Genomic DNA, 17,027 nt, shown 5'->3' with positions numbered 1-17,027 from the left:
AAAACCCTTTCCTATACACCTTTTTCTGGGGTAAATTTATTTTCGTCCTTCCGCTAATCCCTTGGCCTGTCAGGATTATCTGACAACGCAATTAGCTCTAAAATTTAAACAAGACCTGCAGTTTTTAGCTGAATATAAATAGCGCATTCCAGTCTCTTCTTTTCCAGGGCACATCCCATTTCATATGGTTCCAGCAAATGGCCATGGCTGTGGTAGTTGCTGGCATGGCAACCACCGCTGCATAAATAGCGGGCCCAGCAATTCTGACATTTCTGCTTGTTGAAGACATGGGCCTCCTGAAAACGCTGGACCAGCTCCGGTTTTTCTACTCCTGTATCTACTGTTCCCAGCCAGAAATCTTTATTGCGGACAAATTGATGACAGGGGTAGAGGTTGCCCTCCGGGTCGCAGGCCAGATATTCATGGCCCGCACCACAACCGGATAGCCGTTTGGCCAGACAAGGGCCACCCGTTAGATCCAGGTTGAAATGGAAAAAGGTAAAGGGCTGCCCTGTTTCCTGGCGCCGCAAAAACTCCTCTGTCAGCCGTTCATATTCTGCCAGCAATTGTGGTAGATGCTCTTCCTTCAGGGCATAATCCTCTTCCGGCGCCCCTACTACCGGTTCTACCGACAGGTGTTTAATCCCCAGGTCAGCCATGTAAATGACATCTGCCGCAAAATCCGGTTGTAAGCCGGTAAAAGTTCCCCGCACATAATAATTTTCCTGGTTACGGCTGTTAACAAAACGCAGGATATGGTCAACAGTACGCTGGTAAGAACCACTGCCATCCAGCCGGGGGCGCATGCGATCATGGACCTCCGGACGCCCATCCAGGCTTAGAACCACTGCCATTTCCTCTTCATTCAACCACCGTTCAATTTCTTCAGTTAGCAACAGGGCATTGGTAGTCAAAGTAAATTTGATTTTCTTCCCGGCTGCCGCGGCCGCCTCTTTGCCGTATGCCACCAGGTTTTTGACTACCGGAAAATTCATCAGCGGCTCCCCGCCAAAGAAGTCAATTTCCACCTGCTGCCGCTTTCCGCTGGCTTTAAGCAAGAAGTCAATGGCCTGACGCCCTGTTTCCTCCTTCATCAGAGTACGGTCCCCGCCAAAAGGCCCGGTGCCGGCAAAACAATAACGGCAGCGCAAATTGCAGTCATGGGCTACATGGAGACAAAGGGCCTTTACTACCGATTGCTGGCGCAAATGCAAAGCAGCCGGAGCCTGGTCCTCTGCCAGCAACAGACCCTCCTTTTTTAATTCCTCCAGCTCCCGGACCGCTTCCTCGATTTCTTCCCGGCTATATTCCTGCCCTAATTTGGCTCCAATCTCCTCCCGACTTGCAACCGGCCAGTAGTCCAGAATCCGCCAGGTCAGCTCGTCCACTACATGGACGGAGCCGGAAGCCACATCATAGACAATCCTACTGCCAAAGAGGGTAAATTTATGCAACAATGTCTACCACCTCATTAAACAGCATTAGACAGTAAAAAACCCGACCCCGCAGGTGAGGTCAGGCCCTTTCTTTATCTTACACAAACCTGGTTACCAACTGTGCAGGAAGTTTTGCAAGCTGATTGACAGCTGGTCTGGCATTCGCCACAACCCCCGGTTTTAACGGTACTTTGCAGATTTTTTACAGCCAGAGTTTTAATATGCTTAGCCATTAGAATATCCTCCTCACATTATTGATTTTCCCTAAATAATTTTAACAGTTAAACCCTGCCTTGGCAAGCCATTTGAGTTTTTTCGTCATTTTTCACCAATTAAGAGTTGACACTTGTTACAAATAGTGCTAAATTAATAAGTGAAATACTACACACAGTCGATAAAGGCAAACCCATCGAAAGGTGGGGGCGCAAAGCCATGGGTCTAAGGCCTCGCTCCGGAGGCTATGATTGCCAGGTTGCCGAAGCTGGAAAGAGATAGAGAGCCACAGATTGCTCCGCCTTTCCATTGGAGGCTTCCTGGAAAGGCTTTTTCATTTGGGGGTGTAATATATGGAACTGGAATGCAAATGTGGATTTCTTCATGTCTCAATGGACACACTCATCACCAAGAGAGAGCCGATTTCGGGGAAACGGCGCATTATTTGCTCGGTCTGCGGCAAACAAATTCCCATCCGTACCGTTCAGCCCAAGACTTTCAAAGACCTGATGCGGCAAACGGGCGGTTCCGGTTATAATGCCAATGTGTTATTTGAGAGCTAACAAGGCTCCCCTGAACAGAAAGTTCAGGGGAGTTTTTTCTGGCAGACACGTGACTAAAAATAATTGCAATTATCGGTCCAGAGCTGAAAAATCCTGTTTCAAATCCTCAACTTCTTCTATCCCTACCGAAATTCGCACCAGTCCCGGCGTAATTCCCAGCCGGTTCTTGATTTCCGCCGGAATACCGGCATGGGACATGGAAAAAGGATGGGTGATAATGGTTTCTACTCCGCCCAAACTAGGCCCGATGACCGGAATGCTGGTAGAATTAATAAAGGCAATGGCTTCTTCTTCACTGCCCAGATCAATGGTGATCACTGCTCCTGGTCCCCGGGCCTGGCGCTGGTGAATTTCCGCACCGGGATGGTCGCTGAAGCCGGGATAATACACCCTTTTCACCTTTTTTCTATCCCGCAGCCAGAGGGCCAGTTCCCGGGCGTTGCTTTGCTGCTGTTCCATGCGAATAGCCAGGGTTTTTAGCCCCCGCAAGGTCAGGTAGGAGTCAAAAGGACTGAGAACTGCCCCAAAGGCCATCTGAACCAGCTTGATTTGCCGGGCCAGCTGTTCATCATTGACCACAATCAGACCCGCCAGCAGGTCACTATGTCCCCCGATGTATTTGGTCGCACTGTGGATCACCACATCAATGCCTAACGCCAGGGGTTTTTGCAAATAAGGGGTAGCAAAGGTATTATCAATCAGGGTAATCAGCCCCTTTTCCCGGGCCAGCTGGCTCAAAGCCGCCAGGTCGGTAATCCGCATCAGGGGATTGCTGGGCGATTCCACAAAAATCCCTCTGGTATTGGGTTTTATCGCCTTTTTTACCTGTTCCAGATCGGTAGTATCCACAAAATCAAATTCCACCCCATAGCGGGCAAAGAATTTGGTCAAAATCCTGTAAGTACCACCATAACAATCTTCCGTCACCAGTACATGCTCCCCGGTCGCGAATAAACAGAGAGCTGTAGAGATAGCCGCCATCCCGGAGCTGAAAGCAAAACCGTATTTACCCCCTTCCAGTCTGGCAATAGCCTGTTCCAGAGCTTCCCGGGTAGGGTTCTGGCCCCGGCTGTATTCATAGGGTTTGCGAGCAGGCAATTCCTCCTGGTCAAAGGTACTGGTGAGATAAACAGGGACATTTACGGCACCTGTATGTTTATCACCCCGCGGACCCGCATGAACGTAAAGACTTTTTTCCTTTAAATCGCGTTCCATTTTCTATACCTCCCCGCCTAGAGCTTGTTCCAGATCTGCCAGCAAATCTTCCAGATGCTCCAGGCCAACTGATAAGCGCAACAAACAATCAGTAATACCCCTATTCCTTCTCTCTGTTTCCGGGATATCCGCATGGGTCTGGGTTTCAGGATAAGTCAACAGCGATTCTACTCCGCCTAAGCTTTCCGCAAACGAAATAAGTCTGATTTTGCTTAAGACCTCTAATGCCAGCTCCTTTGATTCCACTTCAAAAGACACCATAGCTCCTGGCCCGCTGGCCTGAGCAAAATGCCACTCTCTTCCCGGATGCTCTGCCAGGCCAGGATACCAGACTTTTCTTACCCTCGGGTGTTTATTTAAATAAGAAGCTATTCCGGCTGCATTTTGCTCCTGACGTTCCAGCCGTACCGCCAGAGTCTTCAGGCCGCGCAGCAACAACCAGCTATCCTGTGGTCCCAGTATAGCTCCGCAGGCATTCTGATAAAAATACACCCGTTCCGCCAGCTCAGGGTCCTTGACTGCGACCAGGCCTGCAATCAAATCATTGTGCCCACCCAGATATTTGCTGGCACTATGAATAACGATATCCGCCCCCAGCAATAGGGGACGCTGGCGCAGGGGAGTCATAAAAGTATTATCTACTAGCAATAATAATTGATGCCGCTGGCAGAATTGGGCCAGGCGGGATAATGGATAGATTTTCATCAACGGATTAGTAGGGGTTTCAATAAATACCGCCTTTACATCCTGACCTGCATAGTTTTCCCAGTCCGCCTCGCTGGTATTACTGAAATCCAGATAGGTAAAGGCCAGTCCGAGAGGACGCAGGATCTGTTCAAACAGACGATAGGTACCGCCATATAAATCATCACAAACCAGGATTCTATCTCCTGGCTTAAATATTTGAAAGACTGCTGTCAAAGCCGCCATGCCGGAACTAAAGGCAAAACCTCTACACCCGCCCTCTAAAGCGGCAATAGCTTCTTCCAGCACCTGCCGGGTAGGGTTGCCGGAACGGGAATAGTCAAAACCGGTAGATTGCCCTGGGGCAGGATGAGCAAAAGTGGCCGTTTGATAGATAGGCATGGTAATACTGCCTGTCCCCTGATCCTTGCGAACCCCTAGCTGAGCCAGAATAGTTTCCAGCTGCATTTCCTTCTACCTCCTCCATTTACTTTATCCTTTTGGATAAGAAAAAAACCTGCCCAAGGCAGGTCTTGTTTGCACAAAACCGCCTTATCTACAGGAATTGGCACCAGGACGCTGGTTTACCAGCCGGTTGCCGGGTTTCATCGGGCCAGTCCCTCCACCACTCTTGATAAGGTCGTCTTCTTAATTTTAAGTTTTCCCATCGGATTTGTCAATAAAAGTTTCTGCAAAAATTTTTTGTACCGAGGAATATTCCATTGTATTTCGGAGAAAATATAAGAATGTCGGGAATAAACTATTAAAATCGAATCTACTTGCCATTGCAGAGTGGGCCGGAATGCGATAAACTATCAAATGTCGCTGACGAGTTCGGTAACGGCCCCTTGGTCAAGTGGTCTAAGACACCGCCCTTTCACGGCGGTAACACGGGTTCGAATCCCGTAGGGGTCACCATCATGGGCGATTAGCTCAGCTGGGAGAGCACCTGCCTTACAAGCAGGGGGTCGGCAGTTCGATCCTGTCATCGCCCACCATACGCGGAGCAGTGGTCTAGCCTGGTCTAGGATGCCTGCCTGTCACGCAGGAGGTCGCGGGTTCGAATCCCGTCTGCTCCGCCATCTCCGCTGGGGTGTAGCCAAGCGGTAAGGCAGCGGACTTTGACTCCGCCATGCGTTGGTTCGAATCCAGCCACCCCAGCCATTTCCAATGTGAGCCATTAGCTCAGTAGGTAGAGCACCTGACTTTTAATCAGGGTGTCGCTGGTTCGAGTCCAGCATGGCTCACCACTATTCGAAGTTCGAGGTGCGAGGTTCGAAATCGTCAGCTTGCTCATTGAGCTTGATTAGAAACGAGCAGTACAAGGAAGCTGGAGCGAGGCACCGGAGGCGTACTGGAGGTACGTCGAGGATGCCGCAGCGACAGCTGACGCAGTAATGCGAAGTTTATAATCAAGCGAACTATATAATGCGGAAGTGGCTCAGTGGTAGAGCATCGCCTTGCCAAGGCGAGGGTCGCGGGTTCGAATCCCGTCTTCCGCTCCATACAACATGCGCCCGTAGCTCAGCTGGATAGAGTAACAGACTACGAATCTGGTGGTCGCAGGTTCGAATCCTGCCGGGCGCGCCATTTATGTAGGGGAGTAGCTCAATTGGTAGAGCGGCGGTCTCCAAAACCGTAGGTTGCGGGTTCGAGTCCTGTCTCCCCTGCCATTTATTTTATTTGCATATAGACTGCGCCCGTAGCTCAGCTGGATAGAGCATCTGCCTTCTAAGCAGAGTGTCGCAGGTTCGAGTCCTGCCGGGCGCGCCATTTATTTATGGTGACCGTCGCCAAGTGGTTAAGGCACAGGGTTGTGGCCCCTGCATGCGTGGGTTCGACTCCCATCGGTCACCCCATATACGAAGTTCGAGGTTCGAAGTTGGAGGTTCGAACCTTTTTAATGCGAATCCTAAAGCCCCCATCCGCAGGGATGGGGGCTGTTATTTTTCATTAGAGTTGTACGCCAGGTAAGACTTCGGTCAAAGGTGTATAGGGCAGATCCAGAGCCTCAGCTACTGCCTGATAGGTCAGCTTACCATCGACAGTATTAACTCCACGGGCCAGAGGCTTGCTTTCCCGTACAGCTTTTTCCCAGCCTTTGTTGGCCAGTTCCAGAGCATACGGCAAGGTAACATTGGTCAGGGCAAAAGTAGAAGTTCGGGCCACAGCACCAGGCATGTTAGCTACAGCATAGTGAATCACACCGTGTTTTTCGTAAACCGGATCACTGTGAGTTGTTACCCGGTCAATAGTTTCTACTGAACCACCCTGGTCAATGGCTACGTCGACGATTACGGAACCGGGTTTCATTTGCTTGACCATTTCTTCGGTAACCAGTTTGGGCGCCCTTGCTCCCGGAATCAGAACCGCCCCGATGAGCAGGTCAGCAAAACGCACAGCCCGTTCGATGTTGTAGGAGTTAGACATCAGGGTTTTAATGCGGCCACCGAAAATATCATCCAGGTAACGGAGACGGTCAGCGCTCTTGTCGATGATGGTTACCTGAGCACCCATACCCATAGCCATCTTGGCAGCATTGGTACCTACCACACCGCCACCGATAATCACTACATCAGCAGCAGGTACCCCGGGCACACCGCCCAGCAGGATACCCTTGCCACCCTGGGGTTTTTCAAGGAAACGGGCACCGATTTGCACTGCCATCCGGCCGGCCACTTCAGACATGGGAGTCAAGAGGGGCAGGGTGTGGTTGTCCAGCTCAACGGTTTCGTAAGCAATGCCCACTACCTTCTTGGCCAGCAGGGCCCGGGTCAGTTCCGGTTCGGGAGCCAGATGCAGATAGGTGAACAAAACCTGGCCTTCTTTGAAAAGGTCATATTCCTGCGGCAGGGGCTCTTTTACCTTCATAATCATATCGGCAGCAGCAAATACTTCCTGAGGAGTGGCCAGAATTTCCGCCCCAGCAGCAATGTATTCTTCGTTGCTAATACCGCTGCCTACACCGGCATTGTTTTCAATTACTACCTTATGCCCGGCAGCTACCATTGCCTGAACACCTGCCGGAGTAATAGCAACCCGGTTTTCATTATTTTTAATCTCTCTGGGTACACCAATAATCATAAAAAACATACCTCCCTTGAATTTCTGCACCATCTACTATTGCAAAAATTGTGCCGATTTGTCGAATAGCTTATTAATAAGGTTCCCGGTTTCCATTCTTTTATTTTGGCAATATTAGTTTCCAATTATGGCAACGAAAATTGCCGATGGCAAGATTAGTTGCCATCGGCCAGCTGATATTTCTTGATTTTATTTTGCAAGGCAGTGTGAGATAGCCCTAGCGCTTTAGCCGCCTGGCGCCCACTTTTATACCGACTGAGGGCCTGACGAATAACTTCTTTCTCCACTTCAGCAACAATTTCAGCCAAAGTGCGCATTTCCCCAAAATTGTTTCTGGGAAGGGTTGAGCGCACTTCCTGATTTCTTTCCAGGAGTATATGCTGTTCCTGCAGACGCGGCCCCGCTGCCAGATTCATAGCCCTTTCAATTACATTTTCCAGCTCGCGGATATTGCCTGGCCAGTCATAACTCTCCAGCCGCTTCAGAGCCTGAGGTTCAATGCCCTGGACATTTTTGTCCAGGCGCTGGTTAAACTTTTCAATAAAGCTTTTCACCAGACCGGGGATATCTTCTTTTCTCTCGCGCAAGGGGGGCAAATATAGAGGGACAACATTTAAACGGTAGTAAAGGTCTTCCCGAAAACGTCCATTTCCAATCATTTCCTCCAGGTTGCGATGGGTAGCACAGATGATGCGGACATCTACCGGGATTTCCTCTTGCTCCCCAATTCTTCTCACTCTCCCTTCCTGCAATACTCGCAAAAGCTTGGCCTGCAGATGGGGAGATAGTTCACCGATTTCATCAAGAAAAAGGGTACCCTGATGTGCAAATTCGAATAGCCCCTGTTTACCGCCTTTTTTGGCCCCGGTAAAAGCTCCTTCGCCATAGCCAAACAATTCCGCCTCCAGCAGGGAGTCAGGCAGGGCAGCGCAGTTAATGGGGACAAAGGGCTTGCCCCGCCGCCGGCTGGCCATGTGGATGGCCCGGGCCAGCAGTTCCTTCCCCGTACCGCTCTCTCCCCTGATTAAGATAGTGGAATTGCCTCTGGCTACGGTCTGCGCCAAATCGATTAGGGGGCGCAAGGAGGGACTGGTCTTGAGAATATCTGCAAAAGTGGTCATTGGCGGCTGGGTTACCGAGTAAACCAGCTGTCTGACCTCACTCATATCCTTGATACTGGCTACCACCCCGATAACACGGCCCTTTTCATCTTTAATCGGACGCCCGGTAGTCAGGAAGTGCAATCTCCCCCGCCTGGTATTGAGAATCATTTCTTTATGGGAATAGGGCTGCCCATCCTGCAAGCATTTGAGCATGGGAATATCCGGGCTTAAAATTTCCGCTACCGGTCGGCCCAGAGCTTCCTGCCGCTTAATGCGGAAAATAGTTTCCGCTACCGGATTAATGGTTACGATTTTGCTCTCCTGATCGATAGCCAGAATACCATCACTGATGGAATCCAGCAAGGCCTGTAAGTGCCATTCCCGTTCCTGGTGGGGCATGCGCTCAATCAGTTCGACGTCCTTGACTCCTTCCACCTTATGCAATAGCAGGTTAATCCGGCTGAAATCCAGGCCCGTCGGCAGTTCCGCTTCCATAAACATAACATTGGGGGAAAGTTCAAGAGTAATGATGTTAACTTGTTGCAGGGAAAGCTCCCTGGCTATATCAGACAAAATCCCTACCCGATCCTGGTAGACAATGCGAAATCGCAGTATAGCCATAATTCCCCTCCTAGCAGGGTCGGCGATACTCTTCCGGCAATTCGGCAAGATAATTTAAAGCAAAGGCATCTTTAGGATTAAATTCCAGTGCCTTGTAGAAACATTTGGCAGCATCCTCCAACTGACCCCGCTTCTGATACACCAGGCCCAGGTTTGTCCATAAACCAGCATCCTTAGGTTGTTTAGCAATAGCCAACCAGAGATAATCTGCTGCTTTTTCCAGTTCTCCCTGGACAAAAAGACACATAGCCAGCTCATTGTAAGCGGAAATGAACCAGGGAGCCTGTTTTACTGTTTCGCTTAAAACAGCAATCGCTTTATCATATTCCTCTAGATAACGATACGCCAGCCCCAGGTAGTATTTTGCTTCCCACCAGTCGGGATATTTTTTTACCAGGGGTTGAAGCAGCAAAACTGCCTGCTTCAGCTTGCCCTGAGCCAGTGAAGCTCGCCCGCTTTTAAACTGGGATTCTACCAGTTCTATTCTATCGATATCATTGATTAATTGCTCAATCTCCGCCTCTACTTCTGCCGGCACTCCCAGCTCCCGGGCTTTTTGCCAGGCTTCTTTAGCCTCAGCCCAGTCGCCTAGATGACGATAAACAAACCCTAGACGGTACCAGGGCAAAGCCCAGTCCCCTTTAATACAAATCGCTTTTTCCAGATATTCTTCCGCTTTTTCCAGCATTTCTTCCCTTTTGCTGTTTTCATTAGCCCTGGCCGCTTCTTCAAGAAAATACATGCCATAATTATAGAGCAACTCCGGCTGATTGCCATCTAGACGAGCAGCTACCTGCCAGTAGCGTAACGCCCAGTCTTTTGCACCTTTTTCAGCAGCTTTTGCTCCTTCTGCCACCAGTTTTTCCGCCAGGTTGGGGTCATAATTCTGAAGAAACTCCCAGTATTTCTGGTGGTTTTCCGGGTCGATTTCCTCAGCCAGCACATATACCATTCCTTTAATGAAGTAAACCCAGGGAATACCCTTATCGTTATTGAACATATAAGCAAGGTCTTCCTGCACCACAGGCAAGGGAAACCTCTCGTCAATCACCACGTTCCCTATCATCTCTTTTTCTCCCGCTTGTAGATAAAAGTATTCAATCACCGTGACAACCTCCCCTACTTATATTGAAGCAATAATGCTAAAATCCCAGCTCCAATCAATGGTCCTACCGGTACCCCCCGTAACAGGGCCACACCCATGACTGTACCGATGATTATCCCTGTTGCCGCCTGAGGCAGGTCGGATAATAAATGGACTCCACGCCCCCCAAGATAGGCAACCAGTACCCCAACTGCAATCCCCAGCAAACCGGAAGAACTGCGCACTGTTTGCCAGATGGTTTCTAGAGAAATCGCCCCACTGGCCAGGGGAGCCAGTACCCCGATAGTCAGAACTATTACCCCTAGTTCCAGCCCGTGTTTTTCTATGAGGGGAAACAGCTTGTCCAATTTAAGTAAACGCAAGGCCAGTAATAAACAGGCTGCCAGAGCAACCGTATTATTCCGGCCCAGTATCCCTAAAGCCAGTAAAATTAACAAAAGGATATTTTGCCCCATATCCATCTCTCCTAATGTTGATGCACAATAAAAATTGTGAACATCCCTACTACCAGCCCAATGGCCCCATACCAGGGATGATTGCGGTAGGACTTGGGAATCAACTCCAGGGAGGCGATATAGATCATGGTCCCGGCCACCACTGCCATAATAACCCCTTCGAAGCGATCAATCAGGCTATCAGCCAGCAGGCCCAATAAGGTTCCCAGGGGGGTAAAAAGCCCAACCAATGAAGTCATGGCTATCGTTTTCACCAGGCTCTGCCGGGCCAGACGCCAGGGCACGGCAATAGCCATGCCGATAGGAATATTATGCAGGACTACAGCCAGCAAAATAGCCTCCCCCAGGTGTTCCCCAACCGTGAAGCCAACCCCCACTGTCAATCCCTCAACCAGGTTATGCAAGGCCGTTCCTAAAGCCACCAGGAACCCCAGTTTCCATAAATGGACCGGGTTAAGATTGGTATGATCCAGGTGGATACAGCAGCCACAATCCGGTTCTTTGCTGCTGGCTATCTCTTTTTCTACCTCTGGATCAAAACCATGGGTATGGTGGGCAATCCTGTCCATACCGGCCAGGAAAAGAAAGCCAAGGCAAACACCGATGATGGTCCCCGGCCAGCCTGCTGTTTCCATAGCTTCTGGCAACAGATCTGTACCAATCAAAGCTGCCATTACCCCGGCGGCAAAACCCAGAAAAGCTGCCATCAATTTCTGGTCCGGCTTGCGAATCTGATAAGCCAGGATCGCACCCAGAGTAATAGTTAAACCCGCCGCTAAACTCATACTGAGATGTAGTAACAATCTATCATCCTCCCTTAATAGCTTTACCATAACATATTCGTTAACTCTTGTCCATAATTCCAGGAAAAAGTTATACCCACCCTAGCTGCGGTGGGTATAAACCTCCAGGATAAACTGTTGTAATAAAATGTTATCCTGCTCACTATCGGGTAACAATAGCCGCAAATCCACCTGCCATTTATAGGCAAGAGCCGCCAGTAAGCGGGCCAGGTCTCCCCAGTTTTTTCCGTAAATTTTACCTTCTGCTACATTTTGCAGCAATTGCTGCAACAGCTCTGCCTTAAGCCACTGGCTCAGCTGTTGACCGTCTATCGCCAGCAAATAACGGGTTGCAGCCAGAATCACCCTGGGCGCAAAACTGGTTAAGAGTGGTCTGATGTTGTTCAACCTGATGGGATTTCCTTCCCGGGCCAGCTGTTCCAGTACCCCCTCCCAGTCAGGGGGATTCCTGGTCTCCAGCAAATGTCTTTCCAGCTCGTCATAACAGCCCAGTCGTCCCAGGATAGCCATGGCTATCTGGCGCAGCTGCACATCCTTTTCCTTACGCAGGATTTCCAGCAATGCCGGTACAGCTTCCTCCCCAACCAGCTCCCAGAGGTCTACAGGTATTTGCAGCTGTTTATCACTGGCTTCCTTCAAAAAATCCAACCAGTCAGTTAACCAGTGGAACTGCCAGGCTCTTTTGATCAGGCCTATGATTTCTTTCTGTCCTGCCGGTTCAGATTGTAACAGCATAGCTAACCAGCGATCCAGTGCCTCTTTGTTCCCTGAATCCCAGGGAGAATAATACTGTCCCCAGGCCAGCAGTGGTTCATCTTCTTCCAGGTCCAGTCTACTTAACTGACAATCCATTTCCCGGATAGCCAGCCGCATTACCAGCCGCTGGTCCCGTCGCAAAGACCAGAGCAAATGCCGTTGTTCCTCTTCCTCCAGATTTTCCATCAAGGCATTGAGAATAGCCAGACGTACCCGGGATGGTTGCTCAGTCTGATATAATAAAGGCTGCAATAGCTCAATACTATCCACTTCCGGCAGGTAACTGAGACAATAGGCAGCCTTTTCCCGCACATATGGTGATGGGTCCGCCAGCCCCTGTTCCACCATTTCGATAAGCTGAGTACGGCTCAGCCCTTCCACTTTCTGAACATCCGGGTTGGCCAGAGCAAAACAAATTATTCGGTAAACCATGCCCCGAACATAGACACGAAAATCCCGCAAAGCCTGCTGTAACCATTCTCCCCGGATAGAGCAGCCTACCGCCAGAAGCTCTACTGCTCCCTGCCTAACCGGCCATTCAGGATGTCCCAACCAGCTGGCCGCTTCTTCCGCCACAACCTGGGCCACCAGTTGATCTCCCTGCCGCCGCAGATGTTTTATGCGCTTGGCCCACCAGCGGGTCTTGGGTATACTTCCCGCCAGAATCAGGCGACGACTGAATTCCCGGGCCAAATCCAGGTCTTCAGCAAACTGATCCAGGGCCTGATGAATCTGCCAGGAACGGCATTTAAACTCCCCTAAAATAGCAGTCAGTTCCAGCAATTTTTCTGCTGCAGCAAAATCAGCTTTACTGGTGCCCTCTATCAGTTGCTGTAAAGTCTGCTGAAAATTCACGGTTATCACCTTCACTTTCCGGTGATAACTATTTCGACGTTTACGAACCGAATTCCTTCAGTAAATTTTCATTTAAACTGGCATTCGCAGTAAAAAAAGAGGGTAAAGCCAGCAAAATCACCATTATACTGGTAATACTTACGGCCCCTAAAAGCATAAAAGCCACCATAATCTGATACTTTACTGCTACCAGAGGAGAGACTCCGCCCAGAATCAGCCCGGTCATCATGCCTGGCAGCTGTACCAGGCCCAGAGTACGCAAACCATCAATGGTAGGGAGCATCCCCGTCTTGATGATCCGGGGGCGAATCTCTGCTACACTCTGGGCAATGGTAGCCCCCAGATAGAGGGCGTTCATTATCTCTTCCCTTTGTTGCACCATGCTCTCTTTCATGTTTTTCAAAACCAATCCGCTGGCTACCATAGCATTGCCGGCCAGCATTCCGGCCACAGGAATCATTTCTTTAGGAGTAGCTTTAATAGCTCCTGTAAGCACTAATACCAGCAACGGTACGGCCACCCCGGTAGCAATGGACAGTATGGTTATCCGTTTTACCCGCGGTATCCCCTCTCCCCTTCGAGCCGCGTTTCCTCCAGCGATAATAACCATGATTCCGATCATGGCAAGAGTAAAATACCAGCGGTTTCGGGCAAAAACCCAGTTAAGTAACATTCCGATGACCAGAAGCTGGATTACTGCTCGTCCCACACCCGCCAGCATTTCCTTTTCCAGCCCCAGGCGAAATGCTCTGGATAAGAACAAAGCCAGTATTACCAGACTGGAAGCCAGTACCAGGGCCAGGTTATTCATGAAAAACCCCCCCTTGCTTCAAGTGGAGAACATTCCCCATTCGCTCCAGTTGCCTGGGATCGTGACTTATCCAGAGGCAGGCTCCTCCCCGGGCACAATAGCGGCGAATTATTTTTTCCACTCTGAGACTATTGTCCTCATCCTGGGCTGAAGTAGGTTCGTCCAGGAGCAACACTTCTGGTTCCAGCAAAAGGGCACGGGCCAACGCCAGTCTCTGCTGTTGCCCACCCGATAACAGTTCAGCCCGTTGCTCCGCCGCAATTTCCGGTAAGCCCAATTCAGCCAGCAAGTCCCGGGCAGTCGACCAGCTAAAACTTTTTCCCCGCCAGAGCAGGGGTTTTTGCAAATTCTCCGCCACAGTACCTCGAAATAAAAAAAACCGCTGCGGCACCAGAACCATCTGATGCCTCAAACTTATCGGATCAATAGTAGTTATGTCCCTGCCATTAAACCAGATCGTTCCTGCTGGTGGCTGCCAGTAGTTGATAAGATAATGTAACAAGGTACTTTTTCCCGTACCAGAAGGACCACTTATCAGCTTCCATTCCCCGGCATTAAGTTGAAAAGAAAGATTATAAAAAAGGGGCGGAATGGTCAGCCCCTTCACTTCAAGTTTGGATGAAAGCATACAAACTCGCCTCCTCAGCTGCTGTCAGCGGCCGGGCCTCCCCTGGAGCCAGTGCCGGATCCAGCTGCAAAGGGCCCATACTCATTCGCTTTAAATAGATTACCTTTAGTCCCAGAGCTGCGAACATGCGCTTAATTTGATGATATTTTCCCTCATGGATGGTAATCAGCCCTTCTCCCGGAGTTTCTGCCCGTAGAATCTCCAGCCGGCCAGGTTGGGTCAGGTAGCCATCTTCCAGCTCTACCCCCTGCTCGATAGCCTTTTGCTCCCTTTCCCCCAGCGGACCATCCACCCGCACCAGATAGGTTTTATCCACATGATGTTTGGGAGCTAGCAGGCGATGAGCCAGCTGACCATCAGTAGTCAGGAGAAGGAGCCCTTCAGTATCTTTATCTAATCTTCCCACCGGGAAAAGATTCGGTCGCCGCCACTCAGCCGGCAATAGATCCAGCACCGTCCTTTCTCGCCGGTCGGTAGTGGCCGTAATCACACCAGACGGCTTGTTCAGCAAATAATGAAAATGCCGCCGATAAGTAAGGCACTGGCCATCTACGGCCAGACAACAGCTCTCCGGGTCGATGGGTTCACCTGGGTCATTGGCTAGCCGCCCGTCTACCGTAATCTTGCCAGCTTTAATTAAGCCTTTGACTTCTTTTCTGCTGCCCAGACCCAGATGGGCCAGAATCCTGTCTAAGCGTTCCCGAGCCACTGTTCAAATTCCTCCATTGTCATCAAAACTTCTCGGGGTTTACTGCCTCCATAACTGCCCACTACTCCCATTTGCTCCATGATATCGATGAGCCGTGCAGCCCGCGTATACCCGATGCGGAAGCGGCGTTGCAAAAGGGAAGCAGAAGCCTGACCATATTGAATAACCAGACGGATAGCTTCCGGCAGCAATTCATCCTCTTCCTCCAGGTTTTTGCCTTCATTATTGTTGTCTTCGCTACCAAAACCCACCAGATAATCAGGCACGCCTTGCTGGCGCCAGAAGTTAACCAGTCTTTCAATCTCCCGGTCACTGACAAAGGCGCCCTGTACCCGGCGCGGTTTGGGTTGTCCTAGGGGGAAGAAGAGCATATCTCCCCGGCCCAGCAGTTTTTCTGCTCCAGCCATATCTAAAATGGTGCGGGAATCTACCTGGGAAGATACGGCAAAGGCTATACGGCTAGGGATATTGGCTTTGATAATACCGGTAATTACATCTACCGATGGCCGCTGGGTAGCGATGACCAGATGTATCCCTGCCGCCCTGGCCATCTGGGCCAGCCGGCAAATGTATTCTTCCACTTCCTTGGAGGCCACCAGCATCAGGTCTGCCAGCTCATCAATCAGCACCACAATCAGGGGCAAAGGCTGTTCCTGGCGGGATACCAGCAGCTGATTATAGCTTTCCAGATTGCGCACACCACTGGCAGCAAACAGGCTATAGCGGTTTTCCATTTCAGTTACTACCCATTTTAGCGCAGCAGTAGCCTGTTTGGGATCAGTTACCACCGGAGCCAGCAAGTGAGGGATGCCATTGTAAACTGATAGCTCCACCATCTTGGGGTCAATCATCAGGAACTTGACCTGCCAGGGCTGGGCTCTGAAGAGGACGGAGGCAATCAGGGTGTTCATACAAACCGATTTGCCCGAACCAGTAGAACCAGCAATCAGCAGGTGAGGCATGCGGGCCAGGTCAGCTACCACCGTTTCCCCGGCTATATCCTGGCCCAGGGCCACCGCCAGCGGCGAAGGATGCTTGCTTACCTGGGGATCCTCAAGCACCTGGCGAAAATAGACGGGTCGGGCCTGGCGATTGGGTACTTCAATGCCCACCGCCGATTTGCCAGGGATGGGAGCTTCAATCCGAATATCGGCTGCCGCCAGACTGAGGGCCAGATCGTCGGCCAGACCAACAATCCGGCTGACCTTAACCCCCGGTGCCGGTTGCAATTCATAGCGGGTAATGGTCGGTCCACGGCTGAAATCGGTAACCTGAGCTTTGATGCCAAAATGAGACAGAGTCTGCTCCAGCAAGGCAGCGTTTTGAAGGATTTCCTCATCATCATCGTTGGCGGTCTGTTCTGTCGGTGGCAAGGTAAGAAACTCCAGAGGAGGCAGTACTGACTGCGGTTCCTGCCAGCTGGCTCCCGCCTCCTTGCTGACCTCTAGCGGCTGAAGCGGTTTCTCTTCTGATTCAGTCTGCGCTACTGTTTCTTCAGACTCTTCCCCATCTGCTGTTTCAGCATCCCATCCCTCCAGTTCTTCCCAGGCACTGGTCAGAGCCAGTAACTCATCGTCAGTCAAGAGCCGGGTAGGGGACATATCTTCCTGAAAAGATTCTGTGATAGTCTCCGCCACAACCGGGGCCATTTCCATGGCCGTTGCCTGTGCCGCCAGTATTTCCCCTTGCCTTTTTTCTGTTTCCTTTTGTTTTTTTCGCTCCAGTTCTTCCAGCAACACGGGACGCCGGTAGCTAAACAATTCCTCAAACTTGGATACCGACAATCCCTGAGCCGGACTGCGTCGCCCCGCACCCGGACTCACCCCAGTATCCTGGTTAGCCGGCGGTGTAACCGGTCTGGCTTTCTCCGTAGCCGGCTGAGATGCTGATTGCCCCAGATTTTTAATATAGTCAATCAGATCCCGCCCTTTTGGAGCCGGAATCTCCCGATAAAATCTCGGTTCCTCTCCCATGTTCCCTGAAACC

At 50.6% G+C, this 17,027-nt stretch carries 15 protein-coding genes, 10 tRNA genes and 2 riboswitches; of the genes, 11 read left to right on the top strand and 14 right to left on the bottom strand.

Features of this window, described 5'->3' with window-relative positions:
- Window positions 1-104 precede the first annotated feature (104 nt).
- Window positions 105-1,457, bottom strand: a complete 1,353-nt coding sequence (gene scfB / locus JDF658_RS07040; protein ID WP_079906972.1) for a thioether cross-link-forming SCIFF peptide maturase — start codon at window positions 1,455-1,457, stop codon at window positions 105-107.
- A gap of 71 nt (window positions 1,458-1,528) precedes the next feature.
- Complete coding sequence (scfA, locus tag JDF658_RS07035) at window positions 1,529-1,669, bottom strand: six-cysteine ranthipeptide SCIFF (RefSeq protein ID WP_079906971.1); 141 nt, start codon at window positions 1,667-1,669, stop codon at window positions 1,529-1,531.
- Window positions 1,670-1,825: 156 nt separating this feature from the next.
- Window positions 1,826-1,916, top strand: a riboswitch (cyclic di-GMP riboswitch).
- An 86-nt stretch (window positions 1,917-2,002) separates the two neighbouring features.
- Between scfA and JDF658_RS07030 the strand changes: the two genes are divergently transcribed.
- Window positions 2,003-2,212, top strand: coding sequence for a hypothetical protein (locus tag JDF658_RS07030; RefSeq protein WP_078666659.1), 210 nt, complete (start codon window positions 2,003-2,005; stop codon window positions 2,210-2,212).
- Window positions 2,213-2,281: 69 nt separating this feature from the next.
- Here JDF658_RS07030 and JDF658_RS07025 read toward each other — a convergent pair whose 3' ends face one another.
- A complete protein-coding gene (locus JDF658_RS07025; protein WP_079906970.1) occupies window positions 2,282-3,427 on the bottom strand; it encodes a PLP-dependent aspartate aminotransferase family protein in 1,146 nt (381 codons plus the stop codon).
- 3 nt (window positions 3,428-3,430) lie between these two features.
- The gene (locus JDF658_RS07020; RefSeq protein WP_079906969.1) at window positions 3,431-4,579 is read right to left on the bottom strand and encodes a PLP-dependent aspartate aminotransferase family protein; all 1,149 of its coding nucleotides are present in this window, start codon (window positions 4,577-4,579) and stop codon (window positions 3,431-3,433) included.
- A gap of 81 nt (window positions 4,580-4,660) precedes the next feature.
- A riboswitch (SAM riboswitch) is annotated at window positions 4,661-4,752 on the bottom strand.
- 201 nt (window positions 4,753-4,953) lie between these two features.
- Between JDF658_RS07020 and JDF658_RS07015 the strand changes: the two genes are divergently transcribed.
- The 10 genes from JDF658_RS07015 (at window position 4,954) to JDF658_RS06970 (ending at window position 5,970) form a co-directional block, all read left to right on the top strand.
- Window positions 4,954-5,029, top strand: a tRNA-Glu gene (locus JDF658_RS07015).
- Window positions 5,030-5,033: 4 nt separating this feature from the next.
- Window positions 5,034-5,109: transfer RNA gene (locus tag JDF658_RS07010), tRNA-Val, on the top strand.
- 5 nt (window positions 5,110-5,114) lie between these two features.
- Window positions 5,115-5,193 (top strand) — tRNA-Asp (locus JDF658_RS07005).
- Between the two features lie 7 nt (window positions 5,194-5,200).
- Window positions 5,201-5,275, top strand: a tRNA-Gln gene (locus tag JDF658_RS07000).
- 10 nt (window positions 5,276-5,285) lie between these two features.
- Window positions 5,286-5,361, top strand: a tRNA-Lys gene (locus JDF658_RS06995).
- A 180-nt stretch (window positions 5,362-5,541) separates the two neighbouring features.
- Window positions 5,542-5,616 (top strand) — tRNA-Gly (locus JDF658_RS06990).
- An 8-nt stretch (window positions 5,617-5,624) separates the two neighbouring features.
- A tRNA-Arg gene (locus JDF658_RS06985) sits at window positions 5,625-5,701 on the top strand.
- 7 nt (window positions 5,702-5,708) lie between these two features.
- Window positions 5,709-5,784: transfer RNA gene (locus JDF658_RS06980), tRNA-Trp, on the top strand.
- A 23-nt stretch (window positions 5,785-5,807) separates the two neighbouring features.
- Window positions 5,808-5,884 (top strand) — tRNA-Arg (locus JDF658_RS06975).
- A gap of 10 nt (window positions 5,885-5,894) precedes the next feature.
- Window positions 5,895-5,970, top strand: a tRNA-His gene (locus tag JDF658_RS06970).
- Window positions 5,971-6,064: 94 nt separating this feature from the next.
- Here the strand turns inward: JDF658_RS06970 and ald are convergent.
- From ald to JDF658_RS06920, 10 genes are all read right to left on the bottom strand, one after another.
- The gene (ald, locus tag JDF658_RS06965) at window positions 6,065-7,195 is read right to left on the bottom strand and encodes an alanine dehydrogenase (RefSeq protein ID WP_079906967.1); all 1,131 of its coding nucleotides are present in this window, start codon (window positions 7,193-7,195) and stop codon (window positions 6,065-6,067) included.
- A gap of 155 nt (window positions 7,196-7,350) precedes the next feature.
- Entirely contained in the window at window positions 7,351-8,919 is a 1,569-nt protein-coding gene (locus JDF658_RS06960; protein WP_079906965.1) for a sigma-54-dependent Fis family transcriptional regulator, read from the bottom strand.
- Between the two features lie 10 nt (window positions 8,920-8,929).
- Window positions 8,930-10,024, bottom strand: a complete 1,095-nt coding sequence (locus JDF658_RS06955; RefSeq protein ID WP_079906963.1) for a tetratricopeptide repeat protein — start codon at window positions 10,022-10,024, stop codon at window positions 8,930-8,932.
- 14 nt (window positions 10,025-10,038) lie between these two features.
- Window positions 10,039-10,479 (bottom strand): DUF441 domain-containing protein, encoded by a 441-nt coding sequence (locus JDF658_RS06950; protein WP_242946631.1) that lies wholly within the window; start codon window positions 10,477-10,479, stop codon window positions 10,039-10,041.
- A gap of 11 nt (window positions 10,480-10,490) precedes the next feature.
- Window positions 10,491-11,282 (bottom strand): ZIP family metal transporter, encoded by a 792-nt coding sequence (locus JDF658_RS06945; RefSeq protein WP_159446585.1) that lies wholly within the window; start codon window positions 11,280-11,282, stop codon window positions 10,491-10,493.
- An 81-nt stretch (window positions 11,283-11,363) separates the two neighbouring features.
- Window positions 11,364-12,893, bottom strand: a complete 1,530-nt coding sequence (locus tag JDF658_RS06940; protein ID WP_079906960.1) for a HEAT repeat domain-containing protein — start codon at window positions 12,891-12,893, stop codon at window positions 11,364-11,366.
- Between the two features lie 40 nt (window positions 12,894-12,933).
- Entirely contained in the window at window positions 12,934-13,704 is a 771-nt protein-coding gene (locus JDF658_RS06935; protein WP_079906958.1) for an ABC transporter permease, read from the bottom strand.
- The gene (locus JDF658_RS06930; protein WP_078666610.1) at window positions 13,697-14,332 is read right to left on the bottom strand and encodes an ATP-binding cassette domain-containing protein; all 636 of its coding nucleotides are present in this window, start codon (window positions 14,330-14,332) and stop codon (window positions 13,697-13,699) included. The genes JDF658_RS06935 and JDF658_RS06930 overlap by 8 nt, the downstream gene beginning before the upstream one ends.
- Complete coding sequence (locus tag JDF658_RS06925) at window positions 14,313-15,041, bottom strand: pseudouridine synthase (protein ID WP_078666609.1); 729 nt, start codon at window positions 15,039-15,041, stop codon at window positions 14,313-14,315. The genes JDF658_RS06930 and JDF658_RS06925 overlap by 20 nt, the downstream gene beginning before the upstream one ends.
- Window positions 15,023-17,014, bottom strand: coding sequence for a DNA translocase FtsK (locus JDF658_RS06920; RefSeq protein ID WP_079906957.1), 1,992 nt, complete (start codon window positions 17,012-17,014; stop codon window positions 15,023-15,025). The genes JDF658_RS06925 and JDF658_RS06920 overlap by 19 nt, the downstream gene beginning before the upstream one ends.
- Window positions 17,015-17,027: the final 13 nt, after the last annotated feature.

It is taken from the genome of Carboxydocella sp. JDF658 (genome assembly GCF_002049395.1).
In the GTDB taxonomy this organism is placed as follows: domain Bacteria; phylum Bacillota.
This window is presented reverse-complemented; position numbering and strand designations above follow the sequence as displayed.

Bases quoted from the DNA above. Each gene is read 5' to 3' on its own strand.
- JDF658_RS06920 (WP_079906957.1), bottom strand. From the start codon at position 17,014: ATGGGAGAGGAACCGAGATTTTATCGGGAGATTCCGGCTCCAAAAGGG.
- JDF658_RS07025 (WP_079906970.1), bottom strand. From the start codon at position 3,427: ATGGAACGCGATTTAAAGGAAAAAAGTCTTTACGTTCATGCGGGTCCG.
- JDF658_RS06930 (WP_078666610.1), bottom strand. From the start codon at position 14,332: ATGCTTTCATCCAAACTTGAAGTGAAGGGGCTGACCATTCCGCCCCTT.
- JDF658_RS07020 (WP_079906969.1), bottom strand. From the start codon at position 4,579: ATGCAGCTGGAAACTATTCTGGCTCAGCTAGGGGTTCGCAAGGATCAG.
- JDF658_RS06935 (WP_079906958.1), bottom strand. From the start codon at position 13,704: ATGAATAACCTGGCCCTGGTACTGGCTTCCAGTCTGGTAATACTGGCT.
- JDF658_RS07030 (WP_078666659.1), top strand. From the start codon at position 2,003: ATGGAACTGGAATGCAAATGTGGATTTCTTCATGTCTCAATGGACACA.
- ald (WP_079906967.1), bottom strand. From the start codon at position 7,195: ATGATTATTGGTGTACCCAGAGAGATTAAAAATAATGAAAACCGGGTT.
- scfA (WP_079906971.1), bottom strand. From the start codon at position 1,669: ATGGCTAAGCATATTAAAACTCTGGCTGTAAAAAATCTGCAAAGTACC.
- JDF658_RS06960 (WP_079906965.1), bottom strand. From the start codon at position 8,919: ATGGCTATACTGCGATTTCGCATTGTCTACCAGGATCGGGTAGGGATT.
- JDF658_RS06950 (WP_242946631.1), bottom strand. From the start codon at position 10,479: ATGGGGCAAAATATCCTTTTGTTAATTTTACTGGCTTTAGGGATACTG.